General features: G+C 60.3%; 19 protein-coding genes. 7 read left to right on the forward strand and 12 right to left on the reverse strand.

What is annotated here, in order from left to right:
- Positions 1-109: 109 nt before the first annotated feature.
- Complete coding sequence (gene ruvB / locus BN1128_RS00420; protein WP_042865606.1) at positions 110-1,120, reverse strand: Holliday junction branch migration DNA helicase RuvB; 1,011 nt, start codon at positions 1,118-1,120, stop codon at positions 110-112.
- 8 nt (positions 1,121-1,128) lie between these two features.
- Positions 1,129-1,743 carry a Holliday junction branch migration protein RuvA gene (gene ruvA, locus BN1128_RS00425; protein ID WP_042865608.1) on the reverse strand — a complete coding sequence of 205 codons (615 nt, stop codon included), beginning with the start codon at positions 1,741-1,743 and terminating at the stop codon, positions 1,129-1,131.
- Between the two features lie 239 nt (positions 1,744-1,982).
- Here ruvA and BN1128_RS00430 point away from each other — a divergent pair, with 239 nt between their 5' ends.
- Both BN1128_RS00430 and BN1128_RS00435 read left to right on the forward strand, forming a co-directional pair.
- The gene (locus tag BN1128_RS00430; RefSeq protein ID WP_042865609.1) at positions 1,983-3,992 is read left to right on the forward strand and encodes a methyl-accepting chemotaxis protein; all 2,010 of its coding nucleotides are present in this window, start codon (positions 1,983-1,985) and stop codon (positions 3,990-3,992) included.
- Positions 3,993-4,128: 136 nt separating this feature from the next.
- Positions 4,129-5,853, forward strand: a complete 1,725-nt coding sequence (locus BN1128_RS00435) for a proline--tRNA ligase (protein WP_042865611.1) — start codon at positions 4,129-4,131, stop codon at positions 5,851-5,853.
- Between the two features lie 96 nt (positions 5,854-5,949).
- Here the strand turns inward: BN1128_RS00435 and BN1128_RS00440 are convergent, their stop codons facing one another.
- The 3 genes from BN1128_RS00440 to BN1128_RS00450 form a co-directional block, all read right to left on the reverse strand.
- Positions 5,950-6,630, reverse strand: a complete 681-nt coding sequence (locus BN1128_RS00440; RefSeq protein WP_042865612.1) for an SDR family oxidoreductase — start codon at positions 6,628-6,630, stop codon at positions 5,950-5,952.
- A gap of 31 nt (positions 6,631-6,661) precedes the next feature.
- Positions 6,662-7,291 carry a TIGR04219 family outer membrane beta-barrel protein gene (locus BN1128_RS00445; RefSeq protein ID WP_042865656.1) on the reverse strand — a complete coding sequence of 210 codons (630 nt, stop codon included), beginning with the start codon at positions 7,289-7,291 and terminating at the stop codon, positions 6,662-6,664.
- A 92-nt stretch (positions 7,292-7,383) separates the two neighbouring features.
- Positions 7,384-7,824 carry a copper chaperone PCu(A)C gene (locus BN1128_RS00450; RefSeq protein ID WP_042865613.1) on the reverse strand — a complete coding sequence of 147 codons (441 nt, stop codon included), beginning with the start codon at positions 7,822-7,824 and terminating at the stop codon, positions 7,384-7,386.
- Positions 7,825-7,913: 89 nt separating this feature from the next.
- On the opposite strand from BN1128_RS00450, the gene BN1128_RS00455 reads away from it, so the two are divergent.
- On the forward strand, positions 7,914-8,663 hold the full coding sequence (locus tag BN1128_RS00455) for an enoyl-CoA hydratase-related protein (protein ID WP_042865614.1): 750 nt from the start codon (positions 7,914-7,916) through the stop codon (positions 8,661-8,663).
- A 3-nt stretch (positions 8,664-8,666) separates the two neighbouring features.
- On the opposite strand, the gene BN1128_RS00460 is transcribed toward BN1128_RS00455, so the two are convergent.
- The gene (locus BN1128_RS00460; RefSeq protein ID WP_042865615.1) at positions 8,667-9,095 is read right to left on the reverse strand and encodes a DUF2753 family protein; all 429 of its coding nucleotides are present in this window, start codon (positions 9,093-9,095) and stop codon (positions 8,667-8,669) included.
- 301 nt (positions 9,096-9,396) lie between these two features.
- Between BN1128_RS00460 and BN1128_RS00465 the strand changes: the two genes are divergently transcribed.
- On the forward strand, positions 9,397-10,059 hold the full coding sequence (locus tag BN1128_RS00465; protein WP_042865616.1) for a CatB-related O-acetyltransferase: 663 nt from the start codon (positions 9,397-9,399) through the stop codon (positions 10,057-10,059).
- 55 nt (positions 10,060-10,114) lie between these two features.
- On the opposite strand, the gene BN1128_RS00470 is transcribed toward BN1128_RS00465, so the two are convergent.
- Positions 10,115-10,822: a ParB-like protein gene (locus BN1128_RS00470; protein WP_042865617.1), complete on the reverse strand. Its 708-nt coding sequence runs from the start codon at positions 10,820-10,822 to the stop codon at positions 10,115-10,117.
- A 181-nt stretch (positions 10,823-11,003) separates the two neighbouring features.
- Between BN1128_RS00470 and BN1128_RS00475 the strand changes: the two genes are divergently transcribed.
- Together BN1128_RS00475 and BN1128_RS00480 are read left to right on the forward strand one after the other, a co-directional pair.
- Entirely contained in the window at positions 11,004-12,608 is a 1,605-nt protein-coding gene (locus tag BN1128_RS00475) for a peptide ABC transporter substrate-binding protein (RefSeq protein ID WP_042865619.1), read from the forward strand.
- A gap of 112 nt (positions 12,609-12,720) precedes the next feature.
- Positions 12,721-13,020 carry a hypothetical protein gene (locus tag BN1128_RS00480; protein WP_042865620.1) on the forward strand — a complete coding sequence of 100 codons (300 nt, stop codon included), beginning with the start codon at positions 12,721-12,723 and terminating at the stop codon, positions 13,018-13,020.
- 70 nt (positions 13,021-13,090) lie between these two features.
- On the opposite strand, the gene BN1128_RS00485 is transcribed toward BN1128_RS00480, so the two are convergent.
- The 5 genes from BN1128_RS00485 to BN1128_RS00505 all read right to left on the reverse strand — a co-directional run bounded on the left by BN1128_RS00485 (position 13,091) and on the right by BN1128_RS00505 (position 16,027).
- Positions 13,091-13,510: a DUF4426 domain-containing protein gene (locus tag BN1128_RS00485; RefSeq protein WP_042036157.1), complete on the reverse strand. Its 420-nt coding sequence runs from the start codon at positions 13,508-13,510 to the stop codon at positions 13,091-13,093.
- Between the two features lie 18 nt (positions 13,511-13,528).
- The gene (gene yggU, locus BN1128_RS00490) at positions 13,529-13,828 is read right to left on the reverse strand and encodes a DUF167 family protein YggU (protein ID WP_042865621.1); all 300 of its coding nucleotides are present in this window, start codon (positions 13,826-13,828) and stop codon (positions 13,529-13,531) included.
- Complete coding sequence (locus BN1128_RS00495) at positions 13,828-14,379, reverse strand: YggT family protein (protein WP_042865622.1); 552 nt, start codon at positions 14,377-14,379, stop codon at positions 13,828-13,830. The genes yggU and BN1128_RS00495 overlap by 1 nt, the downstream gene beginning before the upstream one ends.
- A 28-nt stretch (positions 14,380-14,407) precedes the next feature.
- On the reverse strand, positions 14,408-15,232 hold the full coding sequence (gene proC / locus BN1128_RS00500) for a pyrroline-5-carboxylate reductase (RefSeq protein WP_042865624.1): 825 nt from the start codon (positions 15,230-15,232) through the stop codon (positions 14,408-14,410).
- 93 nt (positions 15,233-15,325) lie between these two features.
- Positions 15,326-16,027, reverse strand: a complete 702-nt coding sequence (locus BN1128_RS00505; RefSeq protein ID WP_042865625.1) for a YggS family pyridoxal phosphate-dependent enzyme — start codon at positions 16,025-16,027, stop codon at positions 15,326-15,328.
- A 39-nt stretch (positions 16,028-16,066) separates the two neighbouring features.
- Between BN1128_RS00505 and tapT the strand changes: the two genes are divergently transcribed.
- Positions 16,067-17,101 carry a type IVa pilus ATPase TapT gene (gene tapT, locus BN1128_RS00510; protein ID WP_042063177.1) on the forward strand — a complete coding sequence of 345 codons (1,035 nt, stop codon included), beginning with the start codon at positions 16,067-16,069 and terminating at the stop codon, positions 17,099-17,101.
- The last annotated feature ends 31 nt before the right edge of the window (positions 17,102-17,132 follow it).

A 17,132-nucleotide genomic window follows, 5' to 3' on the forward strand; every position in this document is an offset into this window, starting at 1 on the left:
GAACATCCATCCTGAATTGTCTTTGCCCACCGCATCCGCCGTGGGCTTTTTTTTGCCCGGATAACAAAAAACCGCCCTTGATGGCGGTTTTTTGTTCAAATAGCTGTTTTCACCTTTCATCTGGCCGTTGCAAGCCAAAATGCGCATATGCTCTCGGTGTCGCCATCCGCCCTCTGGGTGTACGTTGCAGATAGCCCTGCTGGATCAGATAGGGCTCCAGCACATCCTCGATAGTGTCTTTCTCTTCGCCGATGGCGGCCGCCAGGTTATCGAGACCCACAGGCCCCCCCAGAAACTTGTCTATCACAGCCAACAATAGCTTGCGGTCCATGAAGTCGAAACCTTCATTGTCCACGTCCAGCATGTCCATGGCTCGGGCCGCTATGGGTCCGTCTATCCGGCCATCAGACTTGACCTGGGCAAAATCGCGCACGCGACGCAACAGACGGTTGGCAATCCGCGGAGTACCGCGGGAACGACGAGCCAATTCCAAGGCGCCGTCACTGGTCATCTCCAGCCCCAGGCAACGGGCGCTGCGGGAGACGATGTCGGTCAGATCCTTGACGTTGTAGAACTCCAACCGCTGCACTATGCCGAAACGATCCCGCAGCGGGCTGGTCAGGGAGCCGGCCCGGGTAGTGGCGCCGATCAAGGTAAAGGGAGGCAAGTCGAGTTTGATGGATCGGGCGGCGGGGCCCTCCCCTATCATAATGTCGAGCTGGTAATCCTCCATCGCCGGATAGAGCACCTCCTCCACCACTGGGCTCAGCCGGTGGATCTCGTCGATAAACAGCACGTCATTGGGTTCGAGATTGGTGAGCAGCGCCGCCAGATCGCCGGCCTTTTCCAGCACAGGGCCCGAAGTGGTCTTGATGTTGACCCCCATCTCGTTGGCGACAATGTTCGCGAGCGTGGTCTTGCCCAGACCCGGCGGGCCGAAGATAAGCAGGTGATCGAGTGCTTCACCACGCTGGCGCGCCGCCTCGATGAAGATCTCCATCTGCTCGCAGACGGGATCCTGGCCAGTGTAATCGGCCAGCATCTTTGGCCGTATGGCCCGATCGATGATTTCATCCTCACGCACGCCGGTGGCGGAAATGAGACGGTCCGCTTCAATCATTGCCTACCTCACACCAGACTACGCAGGGATTCACGGATGATATCTTCCACCGACATACCATCGATGGCTATCTTGCTGACGATCTGGCTGGCCTGCTGCGGCTTGTAGCCCAGAGCCACCAGCGCGCTGGCCGCCTCTTCGCTCGCATCGGGCGCCCGCAGCCTGCTCTCTTTGGGCGGCAGGCTGATCTCGGCCGGCGAGAAGAGATCGTGGCTGACCCAGCCCTTGAGCCTGTCCTTCATCTCCACCACCAGCCGCTCGGCTGTCTTCTTGCCCACGCCAGGCAATTTGACCAGGGAGCTTATCTCCTCACGCTCGACACTCAGCACGAACTGGGTGGCCGTCATGCCGGAGAGGATGGCCAGCGCCAGCTTGGGGCCGACGCCGTTGGTCTTGATCAGCTCGCGAAACAGCGCCCGCTCTTGCTTGTGATTGAAGCCATACAGCAGCTGGGCATCCTCACGCACCACGAAGTGGATGTGAATGGTCGCTTCCTTGCCGATCTCGGGCAGATCATAGAAGCAGCTCATGGGCATCTGTACCTCATAGCCCACGCCCCCGACTTCCAGCAGCACCTCGGGGGGTTGTTTCTCAATGACTACGCCTCTCAAGCGACCAATCACGGCTCTCTCCTCGCCAAACCATCTATCTGTAAATTGGGTCATAGCATAAAGAATAACTGGATAAGTATCCAGCATAGGGCGGCGGAGTACGGCAGAGGATTCTCGGCATCTTCACGCTTTCGGAGCCATGCTTGGATCGGATCTGAGCAGTAACTTTATTTTCCACCGGGAATGGCAAATGTTTGCCATTAAGAGAACACTGAACTGGGTTTGTTCGGAACCAAGGAAGGTCCTTCATCATGAAAATTGTCACTACATCGAATCTGGGGCTGACTATCCTGCTCGGCTGCACACTGGGCATGGGGGTAATCGGCTGGTATGGCAGCCAGCGGCTGGCCGATTTGCTCTCCTATGTATTGGGTGCTGCCTGGCAGACCGCCGATGGCGCCATGGAGGGATCCATAGAACTCGGCAACCAGTCGCTTTATATCCAGAAAATGCTCAGAGGCATGCCACTCGACGAGCCCGAGCTGCAACGGGCCAGAGAGGCAGCCACAGATGCCCTGCGCCGGGTAGGTGAAGGTCATCTCATCGATGAGACGGCAATCAACACCATGGACCAGCACCAGCAGGATTATCGGCAACAGCAGGACAAGCTGCTGACGCTCTATCGTACCTATACCGGCGTCGATCAGGCGCTGCGCACCAGCTCGGAACGCATGTCCCGTCTCTCCACCCAACTGGAAGTGGTCGGCGATGGCGCAGTCGAGAGCCTCACCCAGTCGCCGGATCAGGCCATCAGCTGGAATGGCGGCCTCGCCACCCGCTGGCAAGCGGCCGACGGCGGTATGGAGGCCAACATCGGCTTCCTGCGCCAGCTCTATGCGCTGGAGAAGATGCAAAGCGAAGGCCCGACCCCCGCCATCCAGGTCGAGTTGAAGGAGGCGACCCGCTTCTATCAGGAGGCGGTCGATGGCATGCTGGCCACGGGGCTGTTCGATATCCCGGGTGAGGGGGAGTTCGCCGGCCAGTCGCTGGCGGTACAATACCGGGCCCTGCAGGCCGACAATCAGCGACTGATGAGCCAGTGGATTGCCGCCCTGAGCGATTACCAGAGCCAGCTGGCGCTATACGAGAGCAGTGCCGAACAGCTCAAGCAGGTGCTGGTCAAGGTCGAGGCCAAGGGTGATGCCACGGTCGAGGATCAGGTGAATCAGCTCAATACCATCATCGGCCATACCAGGAACCTGATCCTGAGTGGCCTGGTGATTAGCCTGTTGATCGTCGCCCTCTGCGGTTTCTGGCTGGTTCGCACCATAGTCAGACCCCTATTGCAGGTCAATCAGCGCATGCAGGACATAGCTGCTGGTGATGGCGATCTCAACGCGCGGATCAATCTCAAGCGGGACGATGAGATAGGCTCGCTGGCGAGCAGTGTGGATCGCTTCATCGAGAAGCTGCAGAAGATAATCAGCTCCACCATGGACAACAACCAGCATATCAGCGACCACGTGCACACCTCGGTCAACCGGGTCGAGGCCATCAGCCAGAGCAGCCGCCAGACCGCCGAACATGCCCAGGCGCTGCACCACGACAGCGAGCAGATGGTGCAGGTCGCCACCTCCATCTCGGACAGTTGCAGCCTGGCGGCGCAAAACGCCAACGAGGTACGCCAGCTTACCGCCGAGAGCAGTCAGTACGTGACCTCCGCCAGCAACGGCATGCAGCGGGTAGTTGTGGAGGTGGGCGAGTGCGCCAACGCCATCAACGCCCTCAAGGAGCAGGCGAGCCAGATTGGCCAGATCATCTCCACCATCAGCAGTATCTCGGAGCAGACCAACCTGCTGGCGCTCAACGCTGCCATCGAGGCGGCCCGGGCCGGCGAGATGGGCCGGGGCTTTGCCGTGGTGGCCGACGAGGTGCGCACCCTGGCCAACCGTACCGCCTCCTCCAGTGCCGAGATCACCGAGGTGATCAACAGCATTCAACAGCAGACCGAGAAGGCCTACCTGATGATGCAGCGCAACCTGAAAACCGTGGAGTCGGGCATGCAGGATTCCGACAACACCAAGCAGATCCTGTTCAAGGTGGAAGAAGCCATCGACCATCTGGCCGGCATGGTACAGCAGGTGGCGGATGCCACCGGCCAGCTCTCCCACACCCTGAGCCACACCTCGGACAAGGTCTCCGGCATCAGCCTGCAAGCCCAGACAGGTGAACAGGAGGCGCAGGAATGCCTGCAACTCGCCTCCTCCCTGCACCAGGCAAGCCTGCTGCAACAACGACTGCTGTCGCAATTTCGGGTCTGACACGGGCGGGGGCCCGGCCCCCGCTTTCTCCCGCTGCGCTAAATTTAGCCCTTGGGCCGCAAGGCCCTCCCTGTTAAAATTCCGCTCTTGAATTTATCCAGGGCCCCGCGGCCCGTCTTATCTAAGGTCACGAGCGATGCGTACCAGCCAATACCTGCTTTCCACTCTCAAGGAAACCCCGTCCGACGCCGAAGTCGTCAGCCATCAGCTGATGCTGCGCGCCGGCATGATCCGCAAACTGGCCTCCGGCATGTATGCCTGGCTGCCGTCCGGCCTGCGGGTACTGAAAAAGATCGAGAACATTGTTCGCGAAGAGATGAACAATGCTGGTGCCATCGAAGTCTCCATGCCGGTGGTACAACCCGCCGAGCTGTGGCAGGAGTCCGGCCGCTGGGATGACTACGGTCCCGAGCTGTGCCGCCTGACCGACCGTCACAACCGTCCCTTCGTGCTGGGCCCGACCCACGAAGAGGTGATCACCTCGCTGGTGCGTTACGAAGTGAACAGCTACAAGCAGCTGCCGCTCAACCTCTACCAGATCCAGACCAAGTTCCGCGATGAAGTACGCCCCCGTTTCGGTGTGATGCGTGGTCGCGAGTTCCTGATGAAGGACGCCTACTCCTTCCACATCGACAAGGCCTCGCTGATCGAGACCTACGAGCGGATGCATGCCGCCTACTGCGCCGCCTTCACCCGCATGGGGCTGAACTTCCGTCCGGTGCAGGCCGATACCGGCTCCATCGGCGGTACCGGTTCCCACGAATTCCAGGTGCTGGCTGAGAGCGGTGAAGATCTGATTGCCTTCTCCGATACCTCAGATTACGCCGCCAACATCGAGATGGCCGAAGCGCTGGCACCCGCTGGTGAGCGCGCTGCCGCGACCAAGGCCCTGACCAAGGTTGCCACCCCGGCTGTTCACACCATAGATGACGTCGCTGCTTTCCTGAGCGTGGCACCGACCGCCATCGCCAAGACCCTGCTGGTACTGGCAGAGGAAGATGAGCACGGCAAGCAGGCCGTCATCGCGCTGGTACTGCGTGGCGATCATGAGCTAAACGAGATCAAGGCCGAGAAACTACCGGGTGTTGCCAACCCGCTGACCTTCGCCAACGACGAGCAGATTAAAGCTGCCGCCGGTTGCGATGCGGGCTCCATCGGCCCGGTCGGCTTTGCCGGTCGCATCATCGTCGATCGCAGCGCAGCCCAGCTGAGCGATTTTATTTGCGGCGCCAACGAGACCGGCTTCCACCTGACCGGTGCCAACTGGGATCGCGACATTGCTACCTATGACGTTGCCGACCTGCGCAACGTGGTGGAAGGCGACCCGAGCCCGTGCGGCCAGGGCAAGCTGCTGCTCAAGCGCGGTATCGAAGTGGGCCACATCTTCCAGCTGGGTACCAAGTACTCCGAAGCGATGAAGGCGAGCGTGCTGAACGAAGGCGGCAAGTCCGTCACCATGGAGATGGGTTGCTACGGTATCGGGGTTTCCCGTCTGGTGGCCGCCGCCATCGAGCAGAACAACGACCAGTACGGCATCATCTGGCCGGACGCCATAGCCCCGTTCGAAGTGGCCATAGTGCCGATGAACATGCACAAATCCGAGCGAGTGGCCGAGCAGGCACAGCAGTTCTACGCCGAGCTGAAGGCCGCCGGTGTGGATGTGCTGTTCGATGACCGCAAGGAGCGCCCGGGCGTCATGTTCGCCGACATGGAGCTGCTGGGTGTGCCGCACGCCATCGTCATCGGTGATCGCGGTCTGGACAACGGCGTGGTGGAGTACAAGTGCCGCCGCTCCGGCGAGAAGCAGGAAGTGGCGATCAAAGAGATCGTTGCCATGCTCAAGGCCAAGCTGGGTCGTTAATTCCGCCCCCCTTGCCAACATAAAAAAGCGCGCCTGATGGCGCGCTTTTTGTTTCTGCTGTACCTGACGAGAGGAAGCGGATGGCAGGGCTCTGCCTCAGCCATTGCGACCGATAAAGAGATCGGTCACATGGCAGCTACTTCTGGCCTCCAGCGCATCCAGCATGTAGGCCGCCGCATCTTCCGGGGTCATGAAACCGCTGGGGTCAACGTGCTCCGAGTTGTCCCAGAATTCGCTACGGATCCCGCTCGGATAGAGGTTGACCAGCCGCAGGGGCGAGCTTTTCAGTTCGGCGCGCAAGGACTCCAGGAAGCCCCGCATCCCCCACTTGGAGGCGCAATAGAGGCTCTCGTTCGCCTTGCCCACCTGAGCGGCGGAGGAGAGCACGTTGGCCAACACTCCGCCCTTGTCGCCGATAAGCCGTACCGTCTGCTGGGCCACCAGAATGGTGGAGATAAGATTGCTCTCCACCACCCGGCGGATCTGCTCGGCGGTATAGACACCGACCGGACCAAACTCGCCCACGCCGGCGCAGTGCAGCACCAGCTCGGGCAAACCGCCCCACTCCACCGCGGCGGCAAACGCCACGTCAACTTCCTCGTGGTGCGCCAGATCGGCGGCTATGCCGATCACGGCGCTACCGAGCAGCCGCTCCTGTTCCTGCAACCGCTGATAACGACGCCCCATCATGGAGACCTGATGACCGCGTTCAACCAGTCCTATCGTCAGAGCACGACCCAGCCCGGATCCCGCCCCCGTCACTATGATGTGGCCCATTATCGCTCCTCGTCGTCAGCTGACGGTCAGATTAGAAAGTGAATTCGCCGCCGATGAACCAGCCATCAACCCGCTGATCAACGCGATCGAAGTCCATGCTTGCATCTCGCCAGCCGGCACGCACCTTGAGGGGGACGGAAGCGAACTTGTAGGAGCCACCCAGACGGTAGTCATAGTTGTCGGCATCCTGCACGCGGGCATCGCCGAAGGCGGCAAAGCCGGTACCCGGGATGCGCACTTCGGCACCCGTGTAAGCCATCAGCACATCCTTGTCATAGGAGTAGTGCTGGGTGTTGAAATCGCCATCGTAACGACGGCCGGTCAGACCCAGGTCAATCTGGAACAGGTCGTTGTTGAACAGGCGATAGTAGAGGCTCAGGTCGTAGGCCATCAGATCGTTATTGAGGGCACCGCCGCTGGTACCGAAATCGGACATCTCGAACTTGGCGTTGGGCAGCAGAATGATGCCGTGCTCCAGTTGCAGATAGCCGCTCCAGTTGTAATTTTCGTCATAGCTGCCGTTGGCCCCGACACCGTTGATCTGGCCGCTGCCCTGCGCGTTCCATACATCGGTACCGGCAGCGATACGCCAGTCATCAGCAGCCATGGCAGCTTGGCTGAACAGGGCCAGCACACAACCGGCAATCAAGGTCTTCTTCATCATGTCACTCTCTTATGGACTGGAAAGGCCATCATTTTACCCAGTGCGACGGGAATACACAGTGTAAAAAACTGAACAAGCGTCCATTAATGTCAGTGCTGCATGCCTGCCATGGGTTCAATTGGCTTTACCGGCAGGCTCAATTCCAGCTTCTGACCGTCATCCATGGTCAGGGTCAGCGGGAAGGGAGTGCCCTGAGACAGCTCGCGCACCTCGAACAGCATGATGTGGAAGCTGCCGGGTTTGAGCGCCACTTCCCCTTTTGCCGGCACTTCTATGCTCTCGACCTGGCGCATCTTCATGACCCCGTTCTCGTGCAGATGGGTGTGCAGTTCGGCCCGGCCCACCTCGGGCGAGGCGGCGGCGACCAGCTTCACCGATTTGTCGGCGTCATTTTTCAGCACCAGAAAGGCGGCTGTATTGGGAGAACCGGGTGGCAGCAGACGCACATAGCCATCAACGGCATCGACCTTGGCCAAAGCCGGCGCCGCCAGACCCAGGGCCAGCAGGGAATAAAACGCACGTTTAAACATGGTTGAAATCCTTTTATGATGTTGTTAAACGCCGTGAAGATTACCGCAGCGGTAAGCTTTTGACAGCCTGTGATAACAAGGATTTAGACATGGACCCCATTATCGTTGCAGAGCAGCAGGATGGTTTGCTCACCCTGACCCTCAATCGCCCCGACAAGCGCAACGCCCTCAATACCGAGATGTATCTCGCCCTCACCGCAGCACTACGCCAAGCGACACAAGATGACGCCGTGCATGTGTTGCTGATACAGGGACAAAGCGATTGCTTCACCGCCGGCAATGACCTGGCCGATTTTATGGGCAAATCCAGCCTGGATGCCGATGACCCCATTTTGCAGTTCCTGCACACCCTGGCGGATTTTCCCAAACCCGTCATAGCTGCGGTCGCTGGCCCCGCCGTCGGCATAGGCACCACCCTGCTGCTGCACTGCGATCTTGTCTATCTGGCGGACAACGCCCGGCTGCAACTGCCGTTCGTCGAGCTGGGGCTGGTGCCGGAGTTTGCCTCCAGTCTGCTCTTGCCCCGCGCCGTGGGCCATCTGAAGGCGGCGGAGCTCTTGCTGCTGGCCGAGGCCATCGATGCCTGTGAGGCGCTGCGTCTGGGCCTTGCCAACCGGGTGGTGGCCACCGATGCGCTGCTGGCCCTGGCCCGTGAGCAGGGTTTGAAACTGGCGGCCAAACCGCCAAAGGCGCTACAGAAGAGCAAGGCCCTGCTCAAGCAGGAGCTCAGGCAGGCGGTGCACTTCGTCATCGATCTGGAGGCGCGCGCCTTCTCCCTCGCCCTGCAAGGGGAAGAAGCGCAGCAGCGGATCGCGCAAAGGCTCAAGCCTAGAGGCTAATCCTCAGTTGAGGCGAAAACGGCCGATCAGCTCGCAGCCCTGCACCTTGTCCTGCAGCTGGATCAATTTGGCGATCTCGGGATTGGGGTGACGCTTGAGGAAGGAGATGAGCGCCGCCCGGCAGCAACCCAGCTCACTGATGAGAGCTTCACACCCCAGGTTTGGGCACTGGGGCACCAACGCTGTCACCAGCTCGGAGGCGAGCTTGAGGTAGCGCAGCTCATAAGCGGGCTCCTCCATGGCGCGCCAGAAGTCGGCAAGCCGATGGCAGGTGGCCACCCGCATGCTGGCCAGTTCGTCCAGATCTTCATCGACCAGTTCGTACACTTCGGCAAGCGCCTGCTGATAGAGACAGATGGCGGCGCCGAGCGCCCCGGCCCCCAATGCGTTTTCGGCCTCCAGCATGTAGCGCTGCCAGACATGATTCGTCATGACGGTCTCCCGAGTCTATGGGTGGGATCCTCATCATGCCCAGTCGAGAATGAATATCAACCCGATATTTTGTGCAGGTTTTAACCAGAAAAGCCTCGCCGGGTTGGCATAGCCCTTCTCATGTCTTACCATCCGGGTTCATCATCTGGCCTCCACCGTCAGGACCCCGTCTTCATGTTGCGACCCCGTTTACCCCAGGATCTGGGCTGCTCGACCCTGTGCGTGCCCCGCCTGCTGGTCTGGATCTATTAGCTGCGCTCCTCGCGCCATTCATCCTGTCCATTCAACGAGGAACACAGCCATGACACACTGCCAACACTGGTCGCAGGTCGAATACCTGCATCTGACGGTGACCAATCCCAACATCTGCCTCAAGGGGCGGCACAGCTACTACTCGGGGGCCTGGGACGGCCTGTTCGAGGAAGAGGCCGTGCGCTATCTCTATGGCGACAACTTTAGCCGCAGCCCAGACACCGGCTGGAAGCCGCTCTGGCACATAGACAAGCTCCACATAGGCGACTATGTGCAAATCGCCGCCGGCGTGAAGATCATCATGGGGGGCAACCACACCCACAACCCGGCCTTCATCAGCACCTATCCGTTTGCCGATCTGGATGCCCTCCAGCGCAGCTACCTCCCCGCCGGCGATACCCGTATCGGCAACGATGTCTGGATAGGAATGGAAGCCATGATAATGCCGGGCGTCACTATCGGGGATGGCGCCATTATCGCCGCCCACAGCCTGGTGACGCGGGACGTACCGGCCTACAGCATGGTGGCAGGCACGCCAGCCAGAGTGATCCGCCAGCGCTTTGGCTCGGACGAGATTGCCCGGCTACAGGCGCTCGCCTGGTGGGACTGGCCCGATGAACAGGTGCAAGCCCTGCTGCCGCTGATCCAGCAAGGCGAGGTGGTCTTGCTGGAACAAGCCGCCGCCCGCTGGCAACCGGCCGAACAGTCGTGACGACACCAGAGCGGGGTGCCAGGCACCCCGCTCTAGTGACTGGTTTGGCTGTTGCTCAGCTGCCACTGCGCGACTGATTGACCCGGCACTGCTTGCCGGGATAGCCGGGCAGATCCCCCGCCTTGCTGCTGCACGCCAGCCGCTTGGCCTGATAGAGACGATCCGCCAGATTGACGCCATCGACCGGCAACCAGTCCATCTGCTGGCCGAGCCAGCTGGCCCAGGCAAACTCGACAAAATAGACCTGATCCCGCTTCTCGAAATAACCCGCATCCTGCAGCATGCCCGCCACGGTCCGGTAGGGGTAATCCGACAGCTCGCCGATATGGGCAGGCAACTGCTCCGGTGTCAGGGGAGATCCCTTCTCATCCTTGAGCCAGGCCCAGTGATTGCCCTGCATCTGGCTCCAGAAGCTGGACTTGTCCTGCAGCCGCGCGATCACCTTGACCCTGGCCTGCTTCACTCCCAGTTGCCACAGCGCCTTGGTGAGGTGATGCCTGTCCACTAGCCAGTAGCCACCATCCGGTGCTATGACGATGGGGATCTCTTTCTTTTTCATCACTTTATCAAGCTGCTTAATGCTCTTGCCCGCCAGTTCTGCCTGAGTATTGTCGACCTGGATCTGGCCGACCCCGCCCTGGGTCGGGTGCAGCTGATCTATGTTCACCTCGCACCAGCTGCCGACCTGAGTCTCGCGCTCACAAGGCGCCAGCGCCCAGGCGCCCTGACTGATGGCCAAGGCCAACAGGATCCATGCTCTCATCGTTCACTCCTCTTCCCCTGATCGCAGATCAGCGGGTCAAATAAGGTTCCATACCATCCCTGAAATCCAGGGACTCATACTGGCGGTCTGACCAGCAAAGGGGATATCATGATTTCCCGTCTGCCGGCGATCATTTCTCGCCGAGTTTTCTCCCCGCTTCACACTATTTGAAGGATTAGCCATGAAAGGATGGAGTCCCTTGCTGGCCCTGCTGAGTTGTGCCTGTGTCCAGGCCGCCGATGTTCCGCCCGGCACTCAACTCGCCGCCGAACAGACCGTCGTACGTCATCTGAAAGATGAACCGGCGAGCCTGAGCCCGCTAAAACTGGTCGGCCTGCCCGAACTGCAGGTATTGCGGGATCTCTACGAGGGGCTGCTGACCCAGGGACCGGACGGCAAGGTGCTGCCTGGCGTGGCCGCCAGCTGGGACAACAAGGACAATCAGCAGTTTACCTTCCATCTGCGACCGGATGCGCGCTGGTCAAACGGCGACAAGGTCAAGGCTGCCGACTTCGTCTACGGCTGGCGCAAACTGGTTGATCCGAAAGAAGCCGCGACCTTCGCCTGGTTTGCCCAGCTGGCCCGCTTCGACAAGGTGGACGAGATAGTGGCCGGCAAGCTTGCCCCCAGCGAACTTGGGGTCAAGGCGCTCGACGAGCACACGCTGCAGGTGACCCTCTCCCAGCCAGTCCCCTATTTCCTGAGCCTGCTGACCCATCCCAGCCTGTCCCCCCTGCATCAGGCCAGCATGGAACAGTACGGCAGCCAGTGGACCCAGCCGGGTAAGCTGGTCGGCAACGGCGCCTTCGTGCTGAGCCACCGGGTGGTGAACGAGAAGCTGGAGCTGACCCCCAACCCCTATTACTGGGATCGCGCCCATACAGTGCTGACCAAGGTTACCTTCGTGCCCATCAACCAGGAAACGGCCGCCACCAACCGCTACCTGGCCGGGGATCTGCACATCACGGAGTCCTTCCCCAAGGAGCAGTATCACAAGCTGATGCAGCAGATCCCGGGGGAGGTTCATACCCCGGATCAACTCGGCACCTATTACTACGCCTTCAACACCCAACAGCCGCCGCTGAACGATGTGCGGGTGCGCAAGGCGCTCTCCTACACCATCGACCGCGGCCTCATCGCCGCCAAGGTGCTGGGCACGGGCGAGAAACCGGCCTATCACTTCACCCCGGACGTGGTGGCCGGTTTCGAGCCCAAGGCCAACCTGCTCTCCAGCAGCAGCCAGCAGGCGCTGGATGAGAAAGCCAAGGCACTGCTCAAGGAGGCCGGTTACGGCCCGGGCAAGCCGCTCAAGCTCACCCTGCTCTACAACACAGCGGAAATTCACAAGAAGATGGCGCTGGCCATCGCCAACCTCTGGAAGCAGAAACTGGGCGCCCAGGTCGAGCTCACCAATCAGGAGTGGAAAACCTATCTCGACAGCCGCCAAAGCGGCCAGTTCGAGGTGATCCGCTCCTCCTGGGTGGCCGATTACAACGATCCCTCCGCCTTCCTCGGTCTGTGGGGCTCCCACCACAGCGGCAACATGGCCCGCTTCGCCAACGCCGGCTACGATGCCCTGCTGACCAAGGCGGCCAGCAGCCAGGATCCCCGCGAGCGGGCCCGGCTGTTCGATGAAGCCGAAACCATATTGCAGGATGAGGCGCCGATCGCTCCCATCTATCAATACACCAACGCCCGGCTGATCAAACCCTGGCTCAAGGGTTACCCCATCAACAACCCGGAAGACGTGGCCTATAGCCGCCAGATCTACCTCATCAAGCACTGATCCTGCCCGGGGCCGGCCACTCGTCGGCCCCGCTTTCCCTCTGTTCATGCCCAGGTTTTCGGCCTAAAATGCCGCCCTTTCACCCTGTTCCCCCTATTGTCGTCGGTTTGTTATGCGCTATGTATTGATGATCGCCCTGTTGATGACACTGCCCGCCCAGGCGGCCAGCGAGGCGCAGTGCCGTCAGGCATTCACGGACTGGATGCTGGCCCAGCAAAAACAGTTCAGCGATCGCAAGGCGAGCAAGATGGAACGGCGCAGCGCTGAACGGGCCATCGATCAGGTGCGCGAAGAGTTTGCCAGGCAAGAGAGCTTCTGCCAGACCATGGAGTGGGTGGAGCACAACCGGGATCAGGATCCTCGCTTCACCCCGCGTTCGGGCGAGATCCACGACTTCGCCCCGGCCAGCTGATGCCATCCCATGAAAAAAGCCCCGAACCTGAGTTCGGGGCTTTTTTCATTCGGCAAGCAGGGCAACAGCCTCAGTCGACGTAGAAGGTCTGCTGGAAGGTGAGCGTCTGTTGCTGCCCCTCCCCCATGATCTTCAGGGTGAACTGGTAGGTATCCTCGTTGCGATAGGGCAGCACCGCCAGATAGTAGATGGCGTCCCCCTCCTTGACCTCCTGGAAGGTCAGGGTACGCAGGGTGCCGGTGAGGTTCTTGGCCTCACCCGTGATACCCACAGCCTGCGCCACACCTTGCTTGTTCTGTACGGCGATATTGATGATGCCGTTGTAGCGACTGCGCTCCAGACCGTAGGCCTTGGCCACGTCCGGAGTGAGGAAGCTGGAGTTGAAGGCGCTGTAGTGCACCTGCCAGGGCCCCAGCTCCTTCATCTGTTCCGCCCGCAGCGGCAAGGTCATCAGCAGTGCCAGCAGGCAGCTTATCCAGGCTGTTTTCATGGTGTCATCCTTCTCGTGTTAACCCTGAGTCTCCAGCAGGGCACTGATCTCGGCAGGGATCTGCCTGGGCGCTTCGATAGCAACCGTCTTGTGCCGCCCCAGCTCCCCGCGCACTATGCGAACCTGCCCCTTGGCCACCTTGAACTGCTTGGCCAGATACTTGATCAAGTGGCTGTTGGCCTGACCATCCACCGGCGGCGCCGTGATGGCCACTTTCACTTCATCACCGTGTAGTCCGACGATCTGATCCCGACTCGCCTTGGGCTGGATCATCAGATGCAATATCAGCTCATCCCCTTCCAGCAGGACGGCTGGCATCAAATCATCCACCACAGCTGGCCGAACAGATCACCCAGCAGATAGTTTATGGCCTGCAGCCCGATAAAGGCGACCAGCACGGAGAGATCCAGCCCGCCCAGCGCCGGCAAAATGCGACGAATGGGGGCCAGGAAGGGCTCGGTCAGCTGGTGCATCACGTATTCGATGGGGTTGCGACCCTGGCTGACCCAGCTCAGGATGGCGCGAACCAGCAGCACCCAGAAGATCATGGAGCCCGCTTTCTTCAGCACGGTGAGGGCGGCAAACAGGCTGATGGTGAGCCAGTCGGCCAGCAGCACGTTCATGCTCTTGAGCAGCGCCAGCTTGGCGAAGGCGATGATCAGCGCCAGCAGCACCGAGGCCATGTCCAGCCCGCCGAAGCCGGGAATGACCCGACGCAGCGGTATCACCAGCGGATTGGTCACCTTGACCACCATCTGGCTCATGGGGTTGTAGAAGTCGGCGCGGGCCCACTGCAGCCAGACGCGCAGCAGCACCACCATGAGGTAGATATCAAAAATCGTGTTAATCAGAAAATAAGCTGTGTTCATCTGAGCTCCAGCGGTAAGAGAAGAGTGTTCAGAAAAGAGTTTCCATCTCGGCAGCCCGTTCGACGGCCGCCTGCATGGCGTGAGCGGTCAGTGGCATCAGCCCCTGCGTCTGGAATGTCTTGATGGCCTCGGCGGTGGTCCCCCCCTTGCTGGTCACCTGCTCGCGCAGGGTTTGCAGCGACAAATCGGGATTCTGCTCCACCATGGCGGCGGCGCCAAGCGCGGTCTGCTGCACCAGCAGGCGCGCCTGCTCGGGCGAGAAGCCCATGGCCTGCGCCTCCTCGGCTATCGCCTGCATGAACAGGAAGAAGTAAGCCGGGGCACTGCCCGCCGCCGCGATGACACCGTTGATGCCAGACTCCTGCGCCACCCAGAGGGTCTTGCCCACGGCCTGCATCATCTGCTCGGCGAAGTCGCGATCGGCCTGCTCAACCCCGGGGGGGGCATAGAGGCCTGTCATGCCCAATCCCAGCAAGGAGGGGGTGTTGGGCATGGTGCGGATAATGCGAGCGTGACCACCCGCCATCTCGCCAAGGCGTGCCACCTTGATGCCGGCAGCGATGGAGATGAGCAACTTGCCCGCCAGCGACCCCAGCTCATCGACCAGCGTGCTCAGCATGCCTGCCATCAACTGCGGCTTGACCGCCAGCACTATGACGTCAGCCTCGCGAGCCGCCTCGGCATTATGCTGGGTGATGCGGATGCCGTAGTCGTTCGCCAGCGCATCCAGTTTGGGACGGCTGGGATTGGCGGCTATGATACGCTCGGCCGGATAACCCGCCTGGATCAGGCCGGCAATGATACTGCGGCTCATGTTGCCTGCGCCGATAAAGGCGAGGATTCTCTGCTGCATCAAACACTCCTGTTGCTGAAATAGCTGCTGATACCGTCACTGCCTGCGCCGATAAAGGCGAGGGTTCCATATTATTGCATCAGGTAGTCTTGCTTATGAATAGTCACGGGCACCGAAGATGGCGGTCCCGACCCGCACCATGGTGCTGCCATGGGCGATGGCCAGCTCAAGATCCTCGGTCATGCCCATCGAGAGGGTATCGACGCTCGGGTATTGTCGCGCAAGCTCGGTGAACAGAGTCTGCATACGCACCATCTGGGCGGCCAATACCGCTTCGTCACTGGTATGTTCCGGGATGGCCATCAGCCCCCGCAATACCAGCCGTTCGCTGCGGGAGACCAGCTCGGCCAGCCGGAAAATCTCTTGCTCCGACGTTCCGGATTTGCTGCGCTCTCCGCTAATATTGATTTGCAGACAGATATTTAGCGGCGCCAACCCGGCTGGACGCTGGTTGTTGAGACGCTCGATCAGCTTGTCTCTGTCCACGCTCTGTACCCAGTCGAACCGTTCGGCCACCAGCCTGGACTTGTTCGATTGCAGCGGGCCGATAAAGTGCCACTCTATGTCTGCACAGACGGCTTGCTCGCGCAGTGTATCTATCTTGGTGGCCGCTTCCTGGGCATAGGACTCACCGAAGCGGCGCTGGCCGGCGGCATAGGCCTCGCAAATGGCCTCAAGTGGCTTGGTTTTACTGACCGCAAGCAGGTTGATGTGATCGACACAGCGATCCGCCCGGCGAGCGGCCTGTACAATACGTTCCTTTACCTGAAGCAGGTGCTGGGCAATCTGGCTCATATTTCGTTAGTGATCTTGTGATGGGAGAATGACAAGTCTATGGATATCACAGAGTTATTGGCTTTCAGTGTAAAGCATAAAGCCTCGGATCTACATCTCTCAGCCGGGGTTCCCCCGATGATCCGGGTTGATGGTGAGGTTCGCAAGATCAATTTGCCCGCCCTGGAACACAGGGAAGTGCATGCCCTCATTTACGACATCATGAACGACCACCAGCGCAAGGAGCTGGAGGAGAACTTCGAGGTAGACTTCTCGTTCGAGGTGCCCAATCTGGCCCGCTTCCGGGTCAACGCCTTCCAGCAGGCTCGCGGCTCAGGAGCCGTGTTTCGTACCATCCCCAGCACGGTGCTGAGCCTGGAGGATCTCGATGCTCCCGAGATTTTTCGCAAGATCTCCGAATACCCGCGCGGCCTGGTGCTGGTGACGGGGCCGACCGGCTCGGGCAAGTCCACCACCCTGGCGGCCATGGTCAACTACATCAACGAGAACTTCCATCACCACATACTCACCATCGAAGACCCCATCGAATTCGTGCACGAGAACAAACGCTGTCTGGTGAACCAGCGGGAAGTTCACAGGGACACCAAGAGCTTCAGCAACGCCCTGCGCTCGGCACTGCGGGAAGATCCGGACATCATACTGGTGGGCGAGATGCGTGACCTCGAGACCATTCGTCTGGCAATGACGGCGGCCGAGACCGGCCACCTGGTATTCGGCACCCTGCACACCTCATCGGCAGCCAAGACCATAGATCGGATCATCGACGTCTTCCCCGGCGCGGAAAAAGACATGGTGCGCTCCATGCTTTCCGAATCCCTGCGGGCGGTTATCTCCCAGACCCTGCTCAAACGGATAGGCGGCGGCCGGGTGGCGGCCCACGAGATCATGATGGGCATACCCGCTGTGCGCAACCTCATACGGGAAGACAAGATCGCCCAGCTCTACTCGGTGATCCAGACCGGGATGACCCACGGCATGCAGACCATGGATCAGAGCCTCAAACAGCTGGTCAGCCGTGGCGTGGTCGCCTCCCTGGATGCCAAGGCCAAGGCGGTCGACCCCAATAGCGTGTAACCACAATGAAAAACGAATCTAAGGAAGGAGT

This window comes from Aeromonas piscicola (assembly GCF_000820005.1).
Classification (GTDB): Bacteria; Pseudomonadota; Gammaproteobacteria; order Enterobacterales; family Aeromonadaceae; genus Aeromonas; species Aeromonas piscicola.

Bases quoted from the DNA above. Each gene is read 5' to 3' on its own strand.
- BN1128_RS00460 (WP_042865615.1), bottom strand. From the start codon at position 9,095: ATGACGAATCATGTCTGGCAGCGCTACATGCTGGAGGCCGAAAACGCA.
- BN1128_RS00480 (WP_042865620.1), top strand. From the start codon at position 12,721: ATGCGCTATGTATTGATGATCGCCCTGTTGATGACACTGCCCGCCCAG.
- BN1128_RS00495 (WP_042865622.1), bottom strand. From the start codon at position 14,379: ATGAACACAGCTTATTTTCTGATTAACACGATTTTTGATATCTACCTC.
- BN1128_RS00470 (WP_042865617.1), bottom strand. From the start codon at position 10,822: ATGAGAGCATGGATCCTGTTGGCCTTGGCCATCAGTCAGGGCGCCTGG.
- proC (WP_042865624.1), bottom strand. From the start codon at position 15,232: ATGCAGCAGAGAATCCTCGCCTTTATCGGCGCAGGCAACATGAGCCGC.
- BN1128_RS00485 (WP_042036157.1), bottom strand. From the start codon at position 13,510: ATGAAAACAGCCTGGATAAGCTGCCTGCTGGCACTGCTGATGACCTTG.
- BN1128_RS00430 (WP_042865609.1), top strand. From the start codon at position 1,983: ATGAAAATTGTCACTACATCGAATCTGGGGCTGACTATCCTGCTCGGC.
- BN1128_RS00505 (WP_042865625.1), bottom strand. From the start codon at position 16,027: ATGAGCCAGATTGCCCAGCACCTGCTTCAGGTAAAGGAACGTATTGTA.
- tapT (WP_042063177.1), top strand. From the start codon at position 16,067: ATGGATATCACAGAGTTATTGGCTTTCAGTGTAAAGCATAAAGCCTCG.
- BN1128_RS00450 (WP_042865613.1), bottom strand. From the start codon at position 7,824: ATGTTTAAACGTGCGTTTTATTCCCTGCTGGCCCTGGGTCTGGCGGCG.
- yggU (WP_042865621.1), bottom strand. From the start codon at position 13,828: ATGCCAGCCGTCCTGCTGGAAGGGGATGAGCTGATATTGCATCTGATG.
- BN1128_RS00435 (WP_042865611.1), top strand. From the start codon at position 4,129: ATGCGTACCAGCCAATACCTGCTTTCCACTCTCAAGGAAACCCCGTCC.
- BN1128_RS00475 (WP_042865619.1), top strand. From the start codon at position 11,004: ATGAAAGGATGGAGTCCCTTGCTGGCCCTGCTGAGTTGTGCCTGTGTC.
- BN1128_RS00455 (WP_042865614.1), top strand. From the start codon at position 7,914: ATGGACCCCATTATCGTTGCAGAGCAGCAGGATGGTTTGCTCACCCTG.
- ruvB (WP_042865606.1), bottom strand. From the start codon at position 1,120: ATGATTGAAGCGGACCGTCTCATTTCCGCCACCGGCGTGCGTGAGGAT.
- BN1128_RS00445 (WP_042865656.1), bottom strand. From the start codon at position 7,291: ATGAAGAAGACCTTGATTGCCGGTTGTGTGCTGGCCCTGTTCAGCCAA.
- BN1128_RS00440 (WP_042865612.1), bottom strand. From the start codon at position 6,630: ATGGGCCACATCATAGTGACGGGGGCGGGATCCGGGCTGGGTCGTGCT.
- BN1128_RS00465 (WP_042865616.1), top strand. From the start codon at position 9,397: ATGACACACTGCCAACACTGGTCGCAGGTCGAATACCTGCATCTGACG.